The 16,944-nt window shown below is 71.2% G+C and carries 15 protein-coding genes and 1 pseudogene; 15 read left to right on the top strand and 1 reads right to left on the bottom strand.

Translation table 11 applies throughout. The features are described from left to right. The first annotated feature begins 220 nt into the window (after nt 1-220). Complete coding sequence (locus C3486_RS33870; RefSeq protein ID WP_181138788.1) at nt 221-808, top strand: hypothetical protein; 588 nt, start codon at nt 221-223, stop codon at nt 806-808. A 184-nt stretch (nt 809-992) separates the two neighbouring features. Here C3486_RS33870 and bldD read toward each other — a convergent pair whose 3' ends face one another. Continuing rightward, on the bottom strand, nt 993-1,493 hold the full coding sequence (gene bldD, locus C3486_RS33865) for a transcriptional regulator BldD (protein WP_030610427.1): 501 nt from the start codon (nt 1,491-1,493) through the stop codon (nt 993-995). Between the two features lie 222 nt (nt 1,494-1,715). Between bldD and pyrR the strand changes: the two genes are divergently transcribed. The 14 genes and pseudogenes from pyrR to C3486_RS33795 form a co-directional block, all read left to right on the top strand. After that, on the top strand, nt 1,716-2,306 hold the full coding sequence (gene pyrR, locus C3486_RS33860; protein WP_103836697.1) for a bifunctional pyr operon transcriptional regulator/uracil phosphoribosyltransferase PyrR: 591 nt from the start codon (nt 1,716-1,718) through the stop codon (nt 2,304-2,306). 92 nt (nt 2,307-2,398) lie between these two features. Continuing rightward, complete coding sequence (locus C3486_RS33855; protein ID WP_103836696.1) at nt 2,399-3,388, top strand: aspartate carbamoyltransferase catalytic subunit; 990 nt, start codon at nt 2,399-2,401, stop codon at nt 3,386-3,388. 2 nt (nt 3,389-3,390) lie between these two features. Beyond that, nucleotides 3,391-4,677 (top strand): dihydroorotase, encoded by a 1,287-nt coding sequence (locus C3486_RS33850; protein WP_103836695.1) that lies wholly within the window; start codon nt 3,391-3,393, stop codon nt 4,675-4,677. Then, entirely contained in the window at nt 4,674-5,273 is a 600-nt protein-coding gene (locus C3486_RS33845) for a hypothetical protein (protein WP_103836694.1), read from the top strand. The genes C3486_RS33850 and C3486_RS33845 overlap by 4 nt, the downstream gene beginning before the upstream one ends. Further along, the gene (gene carA, locus C3486_RS33840) at nt 5,270-6,412 is read left to right on the top strand and encodes a glutamine-hydrolyzing carbamoyl-phosphate synthase small subunit (RefSeq protein WP_103836693.1); all 1,143 of its coding nucleotides are present in this window, start codon (nt 5,270-5,272) and stop codon (nt 6,410-6,412) included. Before C3486_RS33845 ends, carA begins: the two co-directional genes overlap by 4 nt. Further along, a complete protein-coding gene (carB, locus tag C3486_RS33835; RefSeq protein ID WP_103836692.1) occupies nt 6,405-9,713 on the top strand; it encodes a carbamoyl-phosphate synthase large subunit in 3,309 nt (1,102 codons plus the stop codon). The genes carA and carB overlap by 8 nt, the downstream gene beginning before the upstream one ends. Before the next feature lie 63 nt (nt 9,714-9,776). Further along, nucleotides 9,777-10,886 carry a quinone-dependent dihydroorotate dehydrogenase gene (locus C3486_RS33830; RefSeq protein ID WP_103836691.1) on the top strand — a complete coding sequence of 370 codons (1,110 nt, stop codon included), beginning with the start codon at nt 9,777-9,779 and terminating at the stop codon, nt 10,884-10,886. Continuing rightward, nucleotides 10,883-11,731 (top strand): orotidine-5'-phosphate decarboxylase, encoded by an 849-nt coding sequence (pyrF, locus tag C3486_RS33825; protein ID WP_103836690.1) that lies wholly within the window; start codon nt 10,883-10,885, stop codon nt 11,729-11,731. The genes C3486_RS33830 and pyrF overlap by 4 nt, the downstream gene beginning before the upstream one ends. A 225-nt stretch (nt 11,732-11,956) precedes the next feature. Continuing rightward, on the top strand, nt 11,957-12,280 hold the full coding sequence (locus tag C3486_RS33820; RefSeq protein ID WP_103836689.1) for an integration host factor: 324 nt from the start codon (nt 11,957-11,959) through the stop codon (nt 12,278-12,280). A 38-nt stretch (nt 12,281-12,318) separates the two neighbouring features. Further along, a complete protein-coding gene (gene gmk / locus C3486_RS33815) occupies nt 12,319-12,924 on the top strand; it encodes a guanylate kinase (RefSeq protein WP_103836688.1) in 606 nt (201 codons plus the stop codon). Nucleotides 12,925-12,994: 70 nt separating this feature from the next. Then, nucleotides 12,995-13,267 (top strand): DNA-directed RNA polymerase subunit omega, encoded by a 273-nt coding sequence (gene rpoZ, locus C3486_RS33810; RefSeq protein WP_030610454.1) that lies wholly within the window; start codon nt 12,995-12,997, stop codon nt 13,265-13,267. A 143-nt stretch (nt 13,268-13,410) separates the two neighbouring features. Next, nucleotides 13,411-14,619, top strand: a complete 1,209-nt coding sequence (gene coaBC, locus C3486_RS33805) for a bifunctional phosphopantothenoylcysteine decarboxylase/phosphopantothenate--cysteine ligase CoaBC (RefSeq protein WP_103836687.1) — start codon at nt 13,411-13,413, stop codon at nt 14,617-14,619. Between the two features lie 240 nt (nt 14,620-14,859). Beyond that, on the top strand, nt 14,860-16,068 hold the full coding sequence (gene metK / locus C3486_RS33800) for a methionine adenosyltransferase (protein WP_103836686.1): 1,209 nt from the start codon (nt 14,860-14,862) through the stop codon (nt 16,066-16,068). A 152-nt stretch (nt 16,069-16,220) separates the two neighbouring features. Continuing rightward, nucleotides 16,221-16,944, top strand: a pseudogene (locus C3486_RS33795) (primosome assembly protein PriA); the annotation flags it as partial.

Here is a 16,944-nt window from a genome sequence, read left to right as displayed (position 1 = left end):
CCGGAGCTGCCGCCCTTCGACCTCTCGGTGCCGGGCGTCAGCTCCGTCTCGGTGGACCTGCACAAATACGGCTACACGCCCAAGGGCGCCTCGGTCCTGCTGCTGCGCGACGCGGAGCTGCGCCGGTACGGCTGGTTCGCGCACAGCCGCCTGGCCCGGCTACCCGGCCACCCTCCAGGGCACCAAGTCCGCCGGGCTGCTCGCCGCCGCCTGGGCCGTGGTGCAGCACATCGGTACCGAGGGCTGCACGGAGCTGGCGCTGCGGGTGCACCGGGCGACCGGCGCGCTGGTCCGCGGCATCGTGGCGATCGACGGCCTGCGGGTGCTCGGACCGCCGGACGCCTCGCTCGTCGCGGTGGCGGCGGACGGGCCGGACGTGGACCCGTTCGTGGTGGCCGACGAGATCCGGGAGGCGGGCTGGTACCTCCAGCCGCAGCCGGCGTACGGCAGCTCGCCCGCGACCCTCCATCTGACGGTCACGGCCGCGGTGGCGGGGGAGGAGAGCGTCGCCGCGCTGCTGGACGCGCTGGCGGCGGCGGTGCGGCGGGCGCGCGAGCGGGGCCCGGCGGTGGTGGACCCGGAGCTGCGGGCAGCGGCGGCCGCGCTCGACCCGGACGCGCTGACGCCCGAGGAGATCGACGCGGCGCTGGAATTGGCCGGAATCGGCACGTCAGAGGCGCTGCCGGAGCGGATGGCACCGGGTGCTCGCGGTCCTGCAGGCGATGCCGCCCCCGGCTCGCGGAGCGCCTGCTGCCGAGGTCATCGGACGGCTGTACCGGGTGCCGGGGTGAGCCGGGCCCGGACGTGAGGCGGGTCCGGACGCGAGGCGGGTCCGGGCGTGAGCCGGGGCCGCGCACGAGCCGGACGGCGGGCTGAGCCGGTCCGGACCGCGCCGGACGGCCGGGTGCCCCGTACACGCAGAAAACGCCTCGGGGGAGGAGCCGCTGCTCCCGCCCCGAGGCGTTTCGTTTCTGCTGTGCGGTGTCGGAGGCTCAGATGTCCTCGTGCTGGACCGCGCGGCGCGCGTCGGCGTCCAGGACGCCCCAGCTGATCAGCTGCTCGGTGAGGACCGAGGGGGACTGGTCGTAGATGACCGCCAGCGTGCGCAGGTCGTCCTGGCGGATGGAGAGCACCTTGCCGTTGTAGTCGCCGCGCTGGCTCTGGATGGTCGCGGCGTAGCGCTGCAGCGGGCCGGCCTTCTCCTGCGGGACGTGGGCCAGGCGCTCCAGGTCCAGCACCAGCTTCGGCGGCGGCTCGGCGGCGCCGCCCGGGGTCGTGCCCGGAAGCAGCTCCTGGACCGGCACGCCGTAGAAGTCGGCCAGCTCGGCCAGGCGCTGCACGGTCACGGCACGGTCGCCGCGCTCGTACGAGCCCACTACCACGGCCTTCCAGCGGCCCTGGGACTTCTCCTCGACACCGTGGAGGGAGAGGCCCTGCTGGGTGCGGATGGCGCGGAGCTTGGCCCCGAGCTGTTTAGCGTATTCGCTGGACATAAAGCTCCCCAGACAGCTGTCTCGACATGCGGCTGGGCCGCGCGGCTGGTAACTCACTGTGAGGTTACGCAGCGTAATTTGGCTTCGTCAAGCCGAATGAGGCATACCGTGTACCGGCAGGGGTGCTTACGGCCGTTGTCCGGTGCCCTGCTACCGTGAATGCGGTAAATCCGACGTCCTTTAAGGTCCGTCCCGTGAGGCGGAGAAGGAGGTCCGTTTCGTATGGACGCAAACCCGGAGGCTCCGGCGCGGCCCGTGCTGGAAGGCCCGGACATCGCACGGATGCTGACCCGCATCGCCCACGAGATCGTGGAGCGCGCCAAGGGCGCCGAGGACGTGGTCCTGCTCGGCATCCCCACCCGTGGCGTCTTTCTCGCCCGCCGGCTCGCCGCCAAGCTCGAAGAGATCACCGGCCGCGCGGTCCCCGTCGGCTCGCTCGACATCACGATGTACCGCGACGACCTGCGCCTGGGCCCTGCCCGCACGCTCGCGCGCACCGACATCCCCGGTGACGGCATCGAGGGCCGGGTGGTCCTCCTCGTCGACGACGTGCTCTTCTCGGGCCGCACCATCCGCGCGGCCCTCGACGCCCTGAACGACATCGGCCGGCCGCGCGCCGTGCAGCTCGCCGTCCTCGTCGACCGCGGCCACCGCGAGCTGCCGATCCGCGCGGACTACGTCGGCAAGAACCTCCCCACGTCGCTGCGGGAGACGGTCAAGGTCCAGCTCGCCGAGGAGGACGGCCGCGACGCCGTGCTGCTCGGCGTCAAGCAGGACAAGCAGGCCCAGGCCGCACAGGCCGCCGAGCGCTGAGCCCTTCCGTACGCCCCGGCCGTGCCCGGTCGCGTACGCCTGCCCGCTCGGCGGACATTCCCGCACACCTGCCTCACTCACGGAGAAACCGGATGAAGCGTCACCTCATCTCGGCCGCCGATCTCTCACGCGACGACGCCGTCCTGATCCTCGACACCGCCGAGGAGATGGCCCGGGTCGCCGACCGGCCGATCAAGAAGCTGCCCACCCTGCGCGGGCGCACCGTCGTCAACCTCTTCTTCGAGGACTCCACCCGTACCCGCATCTCCTTCGAGGCCGCCGCCAAGCGCCTCTCCGCGGACGTCATCAACTTCTCCGCCAAGGGGTCGTCCGTCTCCAAGGGCGAGTCGCTGAAGGACACCGCGCTGACCCTGGAGGCGATGGGCGCCGACGCCGTCGTCATACGGCACCACGACTCCGGCGCGCCGCACCGCCTGGCCACCTCCGGCTGGATCGGCGGCTCGGTGATCAACGCCGGCGACGGCACCCACGAGCACCCCACCCAGGCGCTGCTGGACGCCTTCACGATGCGCCGCCGGCTGGCCGGCGGCGAGGGCGACCTGAACGGCCGCCGCATCACGATCGTCGGCGACATCCTGCACAGCCGCGTCGCCCGCTCCAACGTCCACCTGCTGACCACCCTGGGCGCCGAGGTCACGCTGGTCGCGCCGCCCACCCTCGTCCCGGTCGGCGTCGAGACCTGGCCCTGCGAGGTCTCCTACGACCTGGACGCCGTGGTCGCCAAGTCCGACGCGGTCATGATGCTCCGCGTCCAGCGCGAGCGGATGAACGCCGCCTTCTTCCCCACCGAGCGGGAGTACGCCCGCCGGTACGGCCTGGACGGCGACCGGATGGCCCGGATGCCCGAGCACGCCGTCGTGATGCACCCGGGCCCGATGAACCGCGGCATGGAGATCACCGCCGAGGTCGCCGACTCGCCGCGCTGCACCGCCGTCGAGCAGGTCACCAACGGCGTCAGCATCCGCATGGCGGTCATGTACCTCCTGCTGGGCGGCAACGAGCCGGCCCTCTCCACCAGCACCACCAGCACCACCGGCACTCGCACCGAGGAGAACAACTGATCATGGGCAAGACTCTTATCCGCGGTGCGAAGGTCCTCGGCGGCGAGCCGCAGGACGTGCTGATCGACGGCGAGACCATCGCCCGGGTCGGCACCGGCATCGAGGCGGGCGACGCCGAGGTGATCGAGGCCGACGGCAGGATCCTGCTGCCGGGCCTGGTCGACCTCCACACCCACCTGCGCGAGCCCGGCCGCGAGGACTCCGAGACCGTCCTGACCGGCACCAAGGCCGCAGCGGTCGGCGGGTACACCTCCGTCCACGCGATGGCCAACACCTTCCCGGTCGCCGACACCGCCGGCGTCGTCGAGCAGGTCTGGCGGCTCGGCAAGGAGTCCGGCTACTGCGACGTGCAGCCGGTCGGCGCCGTCACGGTCGGCCTGGAGGGCAAGCAGCTCGCCGAGCTGGGCGCCATGCACGACTCCGCGGCGAACGTCCGGGTCTTCTCCGACGACGGCAAGTGCGTGGACGACGCGGTGATCATGCGCCGCGCCCTGGAGTACGTGAAGGCCTTCGACGGCGTCGTCGCGCAGCACGCCCAGGAGCCCCGGCTCACCGAGGGCGCCCAGATGAACGAGGGCATCGTCTCCGCCGAGCTGGGCCTGGGCGGCTGGCCGGCCGTCGCCGAGGAGTCGATCATCGCCCGCGACGTGCTGCTCGCCGACCACGTCGGCTCCCGCGTGCACATCTGCCACCTCTCCACCGCCGGCTCCGTCGAGATCGTCCGCTGGGCCAAGTCCCGCGGCATCGACGTGACCGCCGAGGTCACCCCGCACCACCTCCTCCTCACCGACGAGCTGGTGCGCACGTACAACCCGGTCTACAAGGTCAACCCGCCGCTGCGCACCGAGCGCGACGTCATGGCGCTGCGCGAGGCGCTGGCCGACGGCACCATCGACTGCGTGGCCACCGACCACGCCCCGCACCCGCACGAGGACAAGGACTGCGAGTGGGGCGCGGCGGCCATGGGCATGGTCGGCCTGGAGACCGCGCTGTCCGTTGTCCAGCACACGATGGTCGACACCGGCCTGCTGGACTGGGCGCAGGTCGCCGACCGGATGTCCGTCCGCCCCGCGGCCATCGGCCGCCTCGCGGGCCAGGGCCGCCCCGTCTCGGCAGGCGAGCCCGCCAACCTGGTGCTGGTCGATTCCGCTTACCGTGGAACTGTGGACCCCGCAGGGTTCGCCTCCCGCAGCCGCAACACTCCGTACGAGGGCCGCGAGCTGCCGGGCCGCGTCACCCACACCTTCCTGCGGGGCCGGGCAACGGTCGTGGACGGGAAGCTGGCGTGACACCTGATTTGACCTTGATCCCTCTGGCCGCCGCGCAGAAGTCGGCCGAGGTCACCAACTGGCCCGCGCGGATCGGCTGGGTCGTCGGCCTGCTGCTCTTCATCGCGCTGCTGTACTGGCTGATGCGCGAGGGCTGGAAGTGGCGCGGCACGCTCCAGGGCGACCTGCCCGAGCTGCCGCAGACCCCGGAGGAGCCCGGCGAGGCGCGGCTGACGATGAGCGGCCGGTACCACGGCTCGACCACCGCCGGGCAGTGGCTCGACCGGATCGTGGCCCGCGGGCTCGGCACCCGCAGCCGCGCCGAGGTCACCCTCACGGACCAGGGCGTGGACGTCGTACGGCCCGGGGCGCAGGACTTCTTCATCCCGGCGGCCGACCTGCGCGGCGCCCGCCTGGACAAGGGCATCGCCGGCAAGGTCCTGCCCGAGGGCGGGCTGCTGGTGATCACCTGGCGGCTGGGCGACAAGGAGATCGACTCCGGTTTCCGCTCCGACCGCGCCGACGGCCACCCCGCGTGGGTGACCGCACTCAACGAGACCATCCAGCGCAATGAGGCGCTGATCAGCACGACCACCGAAACGGAAGGCGCACGATGACGACCTCCACCAGGGGAACCGCGAAGGTTCCCGCCGTACTCGTCCTGGAGGACGGCCGCAGCTTCCGCGGCCGTGCTTACGGGGCCGTGGGGGAGACCTTCGGCGAGGCGGTGTTCTCCACCGGCATGACCGGCTACCAGGAGACCCTGACCGACCCCTCCTACCACCGCCAGGTGGTCGTCATGACCGCCCCGCACATCGGCAACACCGGCGTCAACGACGAGGACCCCGAGTCCAAGAAGATCTGGGTCTCCGGCTACGTCGTCCGCGACCCCGCACGGGTGCCCTCCAACTGGCGCTCCGTCCGCACCCTGGACGAGGAGCTCGCCGCGCAGGGCGTCGTCGGCATCAGCGGCGTCGACACCCGCGCGCTCACCCGCCACCTGCGCGAGCGCGGCGCGATGCGCGTCGGCATCTTCTCCGGTGACGCGCTGCCCGACGAGGGCACGCTGGTGGAGAAGGTCCGGCAGGCCCCCGAGATGAAGGGCGCGAACCTCTCCGCCGAGGTCGCCACCCAGGAGACCTACGTCGTCCCGGCCATCGGCACGAAGAAGTTCACCGTCGCCGCCATCGACCTGGGCATCAAGGGCATGACCCCGCACCGCATGGCCGAGCGCGGCATCGAGGTGCACGTCCTGCCCGCCACCGCCACGATCGAAGAGGTCTACGCGGTCAACCCGGACGGCGTGTTCTTCTCGAACGGCCCCGGTGACCCCGCCACCGCCGACCACCCGGTCGCCCTCATGCAGGGTGTCCTGGAGCGGAAGACCCCGCTCTTCGGCATCTGCTTCGGCAACCAGATCCTGGGCCGCGCGCTCGGCTTCGGCACCTTCAAGCTGAAGTACGGCCACCGCGGCATCAACCAGCCGGTGCAGGACCGTTCCACCGGCAAGGTCGAGGTCACCGCGCACAACCACGGCTTCGCCGTGGACGCGCCGCTCGACAAGGTCTCCGACACCCCCTACGGCCGTGCCGAGGTCTCCCACGTCTGCCTGAACGACAACGTGGTGGAGGGCCTCCAGCTGCTCGACCAGCCGGCCTTCAGCGTCCAGTACCACCCCGAAGCGGCCGCCGGTCCGCACGACGCCGCCTACCTGTTCGACCGCTTCGTTTCCCTGATGGAGGGCCAGCGTGCCTAAGCGCACCGATATCCAGTCCGTCCTGGTCATCGGCTCCGGCCCGATCGTCATCGGCCAGGCCGCCGAGTTCGACTACTCCGGCACCCAGGCCTGCCGGGTCCTGAAGTCCGAGGGCCTCCGCGTCATCCTCGTGAACTCCAACCCGGCGACGATCATGACCGACCCGGAGATCGCCGACGCCACCTACGTCGAGCCGATCACCCCCGAGTTCGTCGAGAAGATCATCGCGAAGGAGCGCCCCGACGCGCTGCTGCCGACCCTCGGCGGCCAGACCGCGCTGAACACCGCGATCTCGCTGCACGAGGCCGGCACCCTCGACAAGTACGGCGTCGAGCTGATCGGCGCCAACGTCGAGGCGATCCACAAGGGCGAGGACCGCGACCAGTTCAAGGAGGTCGTGGAGGAGGTCCGCAAGAAGATCGGCCACGGCGAGTCCGCGCGCTCCTACATCTGCCACTCCATGGACGACGTCATGAAGGGCGTCGAGGAGCTGGGCGGCTACCCCGTCGTTGTCCGCCCCTCCTTCACCATGGGCGGCGCCGGCTCCGGCTTCGCGCACAACGAGGAGGAGCTGCGCCGCATCGCCGGCCAGGGCCTCACGCTCTCCCCGACCACCGAGGTGCTCCTGGAGGAGTCCATCCTCGGCTGGAAGGAGTACGAGCTGGAGCTGATGCGCGACAAGAACGACAACGTCGTGGTCGTCTGCTCCATCGAGAACTTCGACCCGATGGGCGTGCACACCGGCGACTCGATCACCGTCGCGCCGGCGATGACGCTGACCGACCGCGAGTACCAGGTGCTGCGCGACGTCGGCATCGCGATCATCCGCGAGGTCGGCGTCGACACCGGCGGCTGCAACATCCAGTTCGCGGTCAACCCCGTGGACGGCCGGGTCATCGTCATCGAGATGAACCCGCGCGTCTCCCGCTCCTCCGCGCTGGCCTCCAAGGCCACCGGCTTCCCGATCGCCAAGATCGCCGCGCGGCTCGCCGTCGGGTACACCCTCGACGAGATCCCCAACGACATCACCGAGAAGACCCCGGCGTCCTTCGAGCCCACGCTCGACTACGTCGTGGTCAAGGTGCCGCGGTTCGCCTTCGAGAAGTTCCCGGCCGCCGACGCCACCCTCACCACCACCATGAAGTCGGTGGGCGAGGCCATGGCCATCGGCCGCAACTTCACCGAGGCCCTCCAGAAGGCGCTGCGCTCGACGGAGAAGAAGGGCAGCTCCTTCGTCTTCACCGGTGAGCCCGGCGACAAGGCCGAGCTGCTGGCCAAGGCCGGCATCCCGACCGACGGCCGGATCAACACCGTCATGCAGGCCATCCGCGCCGGGGCCACCCCGCAGGAGGTCTTCGACGCCACCAAGATCGACCCGTGGTTCGTCGACCAGCTCTTCCTGATCAAGGAGATCGCGGACGAGATCGCGGCCGCCGACAAGCTCGGCCCCGAGATCCTCGCCGAGGCCAAGCGGCACGGCTTCTCCGACGCCCAGATCGCCGGCATCCGCCAGCTCCGCGAGGACGTCGTCCGCGAGGTCCGGCACGCCCTCGGCGTCCGCCCGGTCTACAAGACGGTCGACACCTGCGCCGCGGAGTTCGCCGCGAAGACGCCGTACTTCTACTCCTCCTACGACGAGGAGTCCGAGGTCGCGCCGCGCGAGAAGCCCGCGGTGATCATCCTGGGCTCCGGCCCGAACCGCATCGGCCAGGGCATCGAGTTCGACTACTCCTGCGTCCACGCCTCCTTCGCGCTCAGCGAGGCGGGCTACGAGACGGTGATGGTCAACTGCAACCCGGAGACCGTCTCCACCGACTACGACACCTCCGACCGCCTGTACTTCGAGCCGCTGACGCTCGAGGACGTGCTGGAGATCGTCCACGCCGAGCAGGCGGCCGGCCCCGTCGCGGGCGTCGTCGTCCAGCTCGGCGGCCAGACCCCGCTGGGTCTCGCGCAGGCACTGAAGGACAACGGCGTGCCGATCGTCGGCACCTCGCCCGAGGCCATCGACCTCGCCGAGGAGCGCGGCGCCTTCGGCCGGGTGCTCACCGAGGCCGGGCTGCCGGCCCCGAAGTACGGCACCGCCTTCTCCTTCGACCAGGCCAAGGACATCGCCGCCGAGATCGGCTACCCGGTCATGGTCCGCCCCTCCTACGTGCTCGGCGGCCGCGGCATGGAGATCGTCTACGACGAGGCGTCGCTCGCCGAGTACCTGGAGCGGCACGCGGGCCTCATCGACCAGCACCCGGTGCTGATCGACCGCTTCCTCGACGACGCCATCGAGATCGACGTCGACGCGCTCTACGACGGCCACGAGCTCTACCTCGGCGGCGTCATGGAGCACATCGAGGAGGCCGGCATCCACTCGGGCGACTCCGCCTGCGCGCTGCCCCCGATCACCCTCGGCGGCTTCGACATCAAGCGGCTGCGCGCCTCCACCGAGGCCATCGCCAAGGGCGTGGGCGTCCGCGGACTGATCAACATCCAGTTCGCGATGGCCGGCGACATCCTCTACGTCCTGGAGGCCAACCCGCGCGCCTCCCGTACGGTGCCCTTCACCTCGAAGGCCACCGCCGTGCCGCTCGCCAAGGCCGCGGCCCGCATCTCGCTGGGCGCGACCATCGCCGAGCTGCGCGCGGAGGGCATGCTCCCGAAGACCGGCGACGGCGGCACGCTGCCCATGGACGCGCCGATCTCCGTCAAGGAGGCTGTGATGCCCTGGTCGCGCTTCCGCGACATGCAGGGCCGCGGCGTGGACACCGTCCTCGGCCCGGAGATGCGCTCCACCGGTGAGGTCATGGGCATCGACTCGGTCTTCGGCACGGCGTACGCCAAGTCGCAGGCCGGCGCGTACGGCGCGCTGCCCACCAAGGGCCGCGCGTTCGTCTCCGTCGCCAACCGCGACAAGCGCGCGATGATCTTCCCGGCCCGCGAGCTGGTCCAGCACGGCTTCGAGCTGCTGGCCACCTCCGGCACCGCCGAGGTGCTGCGCCGCAACGGCATCAACGCCACCGTCGTGCGCAAGCAGTCCGAGGGCGAGGGCCCGAACGGCGAGAAGACCATCGTCCAGCTGATCCACGACGGCGAGGTCGACCTGATCGTCAACACCCCGTACGGCACGGGTGGCCGCCTGGACGGCTACGACATCCGTACGGCGGCGGTGGCCCGCTCCGTGCCCTGCCTGACCACGGTCCAGGCCCTCGCGGCCGCCGTCCAGGGCATCGAGGCGACGTCCCGCGGCGAGGTGGGCGTCCGCTCCCTCCAGGAGCACGCGGAGCACCTGACCGCGGCCCGCGACTAAGCAGCCCGTCGATCGAGGGGGACACCGGCCACCCGGTGTCCCCCTCTTCATGAGGACACTCCTGTGTACAAGCTGTTCTTCAACCTGATCTTCAAGCGGATGGACCCGGAGCAGGCCCACCACCTGGCCTTCGGCTGGATCCGGCTGGCCGCCCGCATCCCCGTCCTGCGGACCTTCGTCGCCGCCGTCCTCGCGCCGCGCTACAAGGAGCTGCGCGTCGAGGCCCTCGGGCGCCGCATGCACGGCCCCTTCGGGCTCGCCGCCGGCTTCGACAAGAACGCCGTCGCCATCGACGGCATGACGATGCTCGGCTTCGACCACGTCGAGATCGGCACGGTCACCGCGCAGCCGCAGCCCGGCAACCCCAAGAAGCGCCTCTTCCGCCTCGTGCAGGACCGCGCGCTGATCAACCGCATGGGCTTCAACAACGAGGGCTCCGCGGCCGTGGCGGCCCGCCTGGCGGCCCGCAACCCCGTCTTCCGGACCACGCTCGGCGTCAACATCGGCAAGACCAAGGTCGTGCCCGAGGACGAGGCGGTCGGTGACTACGTCACCTCCACCGAGCGGCTGGCGGGTCACGCCGACTACCTCGTGGTCAACGTCTCCTCGCCGAACACCCCCGGCCTGCGCAACCTCCAGGCCGTCGACCACCTGCGCCCGCTGCTCTCCGCCGTGCGCGAGGCCGCCGACCGCACGGTCACCGGGCGCCGCGTCCCGCTCCTGGTGAAGATCGCCCCCGACCTGGCCGACGAGGACGTCGACGCGGTCGCCGACCTCGCCCTCGAGCTGGGTCTGGACGGCATCATCGCCACCAACACCACCATCGCCCGCGACGGGCTGGGCCTGATGTCCGACCCCGCGCTCGTCCGCGAGACGGGCGGGCTCTCCGGCCGCCCGGTCAAGGAGCGCTCCCTGGAGGTGCTGCGCCGCCTGTACGCGCGCGTCGGCGACCGCATCACCCTCATCGGCGTCGGCGGCATCGAGAACGCCGAGGACGCCTGGCAGCGCATCCTGGCCGGTGCCACCCTGGTGCAGGGCTACAGCGCCTTCATCTACGAGGGCCCCTTCTGGTGCCGCGCGATCCACAAGGGCCTGGCAGCACGCCTGCGCAACAGCCCGTACGCCACCCTCGCCGAGGCCGTCGGCGCCGAGCACAAGAAGGTGACCTCATGACCTCCGGCAGCACCCCCGAGCCCTTCGGCGCCCGCCTGCGCCGCGCCATGGACGAGCGCGGGCCGCTCTGCGTCGGCATCGACCCGCACGCCTCCCTGCTGGCCGACTGGGGCCTGAACGACGACGTGGCGGGCCTGGCCCGGTTCACCCGTACCGTCGTGGAGGCGCTCGGCGAGACCGTCGCGGTCTTCAAGCCGCAGGCCGCGTTCTTCGAGCGCTTCGGGTCGCGCGGCCTCGCCGTCCTGGAGACCGCCGTCGCCGAGGCCCGGGAGCGCGGCGCGCTGGTCCTCATGGACGCCAAGCGCGGCGACATCGGCTCCACGATGGCCGCGTACGCCGACACCTTCCTCGGCAAGGACAGCCCGCTCTTCTCCGACGCGCTCACCGTCAGCCCGTACCTGGGCTACGGCTCCCTGAAGCCCGCGGTGGAGCTGGCCAAGGAGAACGGCTGCGGCCTCTTCGTGCTGGCCCTCACCTCCAACCCCGAGGGGCAGGAGGTGCAGCATGCCGTACGGGCCGACGGCTCGACCGTCGCCGGCACCATGCTGGCCCACCTCAAGGCCGAGAACGCCGGGGCCGAGCCGCTGGGCTCCTTCGGGGCCGTCGTCGGCGCGACCCTCGGGGAGCTGTCCTCGTACGACCTCGCGGTGAACGGGCCGCTGCTCGCGCCCGGCATCGGTGCCCAGGGCGCGACCCCCGCCGACCTCCCGAAGGTCTTCGGGAACGCCGTGCGCAACGTCGTCCCGAGCGTCAGCCGGGGTGTCCTGCGTCACGGTCCGGACGCCGCAGGTCTGCGCGATGCGGCGGCGCGGTTCGCCGAGGATGTGGCCGCAGCGGTCGGTTAGTGGCAGCGACCGGCACTTTCCCCGGTCCATTGGTCCCGAAATGTCCTGGTCGGCAGAGGCTGACCAGGACTTTTCGTCTGTTCTCGCTGACTCTGGCGCCCTCGCCCGCTAGTCTCCGACGAGAGCACCGCACGTAAGCGCGTTGTTCGTTGCTCCGCAGGTGCGGGGCAAGTAGGTTCCACACCGGTCCGTATCCGACAGTTCGACATCCGAGGTGACGTAGGCGTGGCTCTTCCGCCCCTTACCCCTGAACAGCGCGCAGCCGCGCTCGAGAAGGCCGCCGCGGCTCGCCGGGAGCGCGCCGAGGTCAAGAATCGGCTCAAGCACTCCGGTGCCTCCCTCCACGAGGTCATCAAGCAGGGCCAGGAGAACGACGTCATCGGCAAGATGAAGGTCTCCGCACTGCTCGAGTCCCTGCCCGGCGTCGGCAAGGTCCGCGCCAAGCAGATCATGGAGCGGCTGGGCATCTCCGAGAGCCGCCGGGTCCGTGGTCTCGGCTCCAACCAGATCGCGGCTCTTGAGCGCGAGTTCGGCGCCCCCGCTTCCTGAGTGCCCGGGCACTCCCCGGAAGCTGGAATAATCGCTGCATGAGTTCTGCAGTCTCCCGGGGGGCGACCCCGGCAACCCCGGACAGACAACCGCGGCTGACCGTGCTCTCCGGCCCCTCCGGGGTCGGCAAGAGCACGGTCGTCGCCCATATGCGCAAGGTCCACCCCGAGGTATGGCTCTCGGTCTCGGCCACCACCCGTAAGCCGCGCCCCGGCGAGCGCCACGGAGTCCAGTACTTCTTCGTCGAGGACGAGGAGTTCGACAAGCTGATCGCCAACGGCGAACTGCTGGAGTGGGCCGAATTCGCGGGCAATCGCTACGGCACCCCCCGCCAGGCGGTCCTGGACCACCTGGCGGCGGGAGAGCCGGTGCTGCTGGAGATCGACCTCCAGGGCGCCCGGCTGGTGCGTGAGTCCATGCCCGAGGCGCGGCTGGTCTTCCTGGCCCCGCCGAGCTGGGACGAGCTGGTCCGCCGGCTCACCGGCCGCGGCACGGAGTCGCCCGAGGTGATCGAGCGCCGGCTGGCGGCCGCGCGGGTCGAGCTGGCGGCGGAGAAGGAGTTCGACGAGACGCTCGTCAACACCTCCGTCGAGGGCGTCTCGCGCGAGCTGCTAGCCTTGATGCTGAATAACTCCGGAGAATGATCTTCGCGCTCTTTTCAGATACCGCGGATTTTCCGGGGATTCCCTGATCACACCCTTCGGAAGGCAGAGAGTGTCCTCTTCCATCACCACGCCCGAGGGCATCATCAACCCGCCGATTGATGAGCTTCTCGAGGCCACCGACTCGAAGTACAGCCTCGTGATCTACGCCGCGAAGCGTGCGCGCCAGATCAACGCGTACTACTCGCAGCTCGGCGAGGGCCTGCTCGAGTACGTCGGCCCCCTGGTGGACACCCACGTCCACGAGAAGCCCCTCTCGATCGCGCTGCGCGAGATCAACGCGGGTCTGCTGACCTCCGAGGCCGTGGAGGGCCCGGCCCAGTAAGGGCCCGCTCCGGCGAAAGTTTCATGGACCAAGGGTCCGGCAGCGCGGCTGCCGGACCCTTGGTGTGTCATGGGTAGGTACCGCACAGGTGTGCACGTAGGCGTTGGCGCAGGGGCGCCCTGGCTCGGGGAGCAGCGAAGACGATGGACAAGCCCAAGGTCGTCCTGGGGGTCAGCGGCGGGATCGCCGCGTACAAGGCGTGCGAGCTGCTGCGGCGGCTCAGCGAGTCCGGGCACGACGTCCGCGTGGTGCCGACGGCCTCCGCGCTGCACTTCGTGGGCGAGGCCACCTGGGCCGCGCTCTCCGGCAACCCCGCCTCGACCGAGGTCTGGGAGTCCGTGCACGAGGTGCCGCACGTCCGCATCGGGCAGGGCGCCGACCTGGTCGTGGTGGCTCCCTGTACCGCCGACATGCTGGCCAAGGCGGCGCACGGCCTCGCCGACGACCTGCTGACGAACACCCTGCTGACCGCCCGCTGTCCGGTGGTCTTCGCCCCGGCGATGCACACCGAGATGTGGGAGCATCCGGCCACCCAGGAGAACGTCGCGACCCTGCGCCGCCGCGGCGCCCTCGTCATCGAGCCCGCCGTCGGCCGGCTGACCGGCGTCGACACCGGCAAGGGCCGCTTCCCCGACCCGGCCGAGATCTTCGAGGTCTGCCGCCGGGTGCTGGCCCGCGGCCCCGAGGGGGTCGCGCCGGACCTCGCCGGCCGGCACGTGGTGATCAGCGCGGGCGGCACCCGCGAGCCGCTGGACCCCGTCCGCTACCTGGGCAACCGTTCCTCCGGCAAGCAGGGCTACGCGCTCGCCCGTACGGCCGTGGCGCGCGGCGCCCGGGTCACGCTGGTCGCGGCGGAGACCGGGCTGCCGGACCCGGCCGGGGTGGACGTCGTCCGCATCGGCACGGCCGTGCAGCTGCGCGAGGCGGTGCTGAAGGCGGCGGCCGACGCCGACGCGGTGGTCATGGCGGCCGCCGTGGCCGACTTCCGCCCGGCCGCATACGCGCCCGGGAAGATCAAGAAGCGGGACGACGTGGAGCAGCCGCCGCTCGACCTGGTCCGCAATCCGGACATCCTTGCCGAGATCTCCGCCGACCGGGCGCGTCCCGGACAGATCGTCGTCGGATTCGCCGCCGAGACCGACGACGTGCTGGAGAACGGCCGCAAGAAGCTCGCCCGCAAGGGCTGTGACCTGCTGGTCGTCAACGAGGTCGGGGAGCACAGGACCTTCGGCTCGGCCGAGAACGAGGCGGTCGTACTGGCCGCCGACGGCACCGAGACCCCGGTCCCGCACGGACCCAAGGAAGCCCTGGCCGACACGGTCTGGGACCTGGTCGCCGAGCGAATTTCCTGATCACTCGATGGGTCCATTCCGGCCCGTCCGCCACGGCAAAACCCCTTGTCGTGGCGTGCGATCGAGCGATGCTCCGGGCACGCATGGCAGGGTGTCCCTGGTCACGGCGCATCCACAGAACGAGACTGCGTGCCCGAACTGCACGTCCGACCGATAAACTGGCCGTGGATCGCGCCGAGCGCAGCTCTCGGCCGGTCCGTCAATGATCAGACAGCAGCCGCTGCAACCCCAGGGAGCGATGTGTCCCGCCGCCTGTTCACCTCGGAGTCCGTCACCGAGGGCCACCCCGACAAGATCGCTGACCAGATCAGCGACACCATCCTCGACGCGCTCCTGAAGGAGGACCCGGCCTCCCGGGTCGCCGTCGAGACGCTGATCACCACCGGCCTGGTGCACGTGGCCGGCGAGGTGACCACGAAGGCTTACGCCGACATCCCCACCCTCGTGCGGAACAAGATCCTGGAGATCGGTTACGACTCCTCCAAGAAGGGCTTCGACGGCGCTTCCTGTGGTGTCTCCGTATCGATCGGCGCGCAGTCCCCGGACATCGCCCAGGGCGTCGACACCGCCTACGAGAAGCGGGTCGAGGGCGACGAGGACGAGCTGGACAAGCAGGGCGCCGGCGACCAGGGCCTGATGTTCGGGTACGCCTGCGACGAGACCCCGGAGCTGATGCCGCTCCCGATCAACCTCGCGCACCGCCTGTCCAAGCGGCTGTCCGAGGTGCGCAAGAACGGCACCATCCCCTACCTCCGTCCCGACGGCAAGACCCAGGTCACCATCGAGTACGACGGCCACAAGGCAGTCCGCCTGGACACCGTCGTCGTCTCCTCGCAGCACGCGAGCGACATCGACCTGGACTCGCTGCTCGCTCCCGACATCCGCGAGTTCGTCGTCGAGCACGTGCTGAACGAGCTGATCGAGGACGGCATCAAGCTCGACACCGAGGGCTACCGCCTCCTGGTGAACCCCACCGGCCGCTTCGAGATCGGCGGCCCGATGGGTGACGCGGGCCTCACCGGCCGCAAGATCATCATCGACACGTACGGCGGCATGTCCCGCCACGGCGGCGGCGCCTTCTCCGGCAAGGACCCGTCCAAGGTCGACCGCTCCGCCGCGTACGCCATGCGCTACGTCGCGAAGAACGTCGTGGCCGCGGGCCTGGCCCAGCGCTGCGAGGTCCAGGTCGCCTACGCCATCGGCAAGGCCGAGCCGGTGGGTCTCTTCGTGGAGACCTTCGGCACCGCCACCGTCGACGTCGAGAAGATCGAGCAGGCCATCTCCGAGGTCTTCGACCTCCGCCCGGCCGCGATCATCCGCGACCTGGACCTGCTCCGCCCGATCTACGCGGAGACCGCGGCGTACGGCCACTTCGGCCGTGAGCTGGAGTCCTTCACCTGGGAGCGCACGGACCGCGTCGACGCCCTGCGCAAGGCGGCCGGCCTCTAAGGTCCGCGAGCCGCCGAGGCTCCGCTTTCCCTAGCTTCACGCCTCCGGGCCCGTACCGCGCGACAGCGGTACGGGCCCGGAGGCGTTTCCGGTCCGTCCCGCTGTCCCGCGCGCCGCGGCCGCTGTCGGTGCGGTCTGCTAAGACTGGGGGTGTGAGCAGCGAGAACGGGGCGGGGGCCGGGGAGCAGGGTGAGCAGCTGGCCCTGATCCGGGAGACCGTCCGGGAGGCCAAGAAGAAGGCGCCGAAGGCCAGGCCGCGGACCTGGCGCGGCGCCGAGCTGGCCAAGGACCGGCCCGTCGCCCGGGTCCTGGTGGACAAGGGCCCGGTCCACCTCGACAAGCTCTGGGACTACGCGGTGCCCGCCGCGATGGACGAGGAGGCCCGGCCCGGTGTCCGGGTCCGGGTGCGGTTCGGCGCGGGCACCGGCAAGGTCCGCGAGGGCCGGCGCGAGGGCGGCGGCCTCCTCGACGGGTACATCGTCGAGCGCATCGCCGAGTCCGACTACCGCGGCCCGCTCGCCGCCCTCGCCCAGGTCGTCTCGCCGGAGCCGGTGCTCAGCCCCGAGTTGCTGGCGCTGTGCCGCGCGGTCGCCGACCGGTACGCCGGCTCGCTCGCCGACGTCCTGCAGCTGGCCATCCCGCCGCGGCACGCCAAGCCCGAGGCGGAGCGCTTCCCCGCGCCGCCGCCCCCGCCCGCCGTGCCCGCGCTCGCCAGCTGGGAGCGGTATCCGGACGGCCCGGGTTCCTCGACGCGCTCGCGCGCGGGGGCTCGCCCCGCGCCGTGTGGACGGCGCTGCCGGGGCCGCACTGGCCGTGGGAGCTGGCCGCCGCGGTGGCGGCGACGCTGGCGTCGGGGCGGGGCGCGCTGGTCGTGCT

The organism is Streptomyces sp. Ru73, from assembly GCF_002920575.1.
GTDB lineage: Bacteria > Actinomycetota > Actinomycetes > Streptomycetales > Streptomycetaceae > Streptomyces.
This window is presented reverse-complemented; position numbering and strand designations above follow the sequence as displayed.